The following is a 541-nucleotide window of genomic DNA, read 5'->3' on the forward strand; positions in this document are numbered from 1 at the left end:
CCGTCGAACCCAGGAACTTCAGGTGATCAAAGACGAAGCACTCAGTTTGTCACCCGGCGGGACGACACTGAAATCATTGTTGTCTCAAATGTTCGATCAGGCACCAGGCTTTATAGCGCTGCTGCGCGAGCCAGGTCACATTTTCGAGCTGACCAATGCCGCCTACCAGCGATTGACTGGCCACAGGCAAGTGATTGGAAAGTCAGTGCGGGACGCCTTTCCCGAGCTCGAAGGGAATGGGTTTTTCGAACATCTGGACCATGTGTACATGACCGGCGAGCCCTACATTGGCCACGGGGTGAAGGTCGGCCTTCGCAACATAGCCGACGGCCCGGTCGAAGAGCGCATCCTTGATTTTGTTTATCAGCCAGTCAAGGCTGACGATGGCCGGATCACCGCGATCTTCATTGAAGGTACTGATGTCAGCGAACTCTCCTTTGCAAATGCAGCACTTCGGCTGCGTGAGGACCATTTGCGGTCGATCCTGGCAACAGTGCCGGACGCGATGGTCGTCATCGACGAGCAGGGTGGGATTCAATCC

General features: G+C 55.6%; 1 protein-coding gene. It reads left to right on the plus strand.

Going from position 1 to position 541, the window contains the following annotated elements; genetic code table 11:
• Positions 1–22: 22 nt before the first annotated feature.
• Positions 23–541: PAS domain-containing protein (locus EOA22_RS36750; RefSeq protein ID WP_164756342.1), on the plus strand; the 519-nt coding region annotated here is incomplete at its 3' end.

This window comes from Mesorhizobium sp. M7A.F.Ca.US.014.04.1.1, from assembly GCF_003998745.1.
Classification (GTDB): Bacteria; Pseudomonadota; Alphaproteobacteria; order Rhizobiales; family Rhizobiaceae; genus Mesorhizobium; species Mesorhizobium ciceri.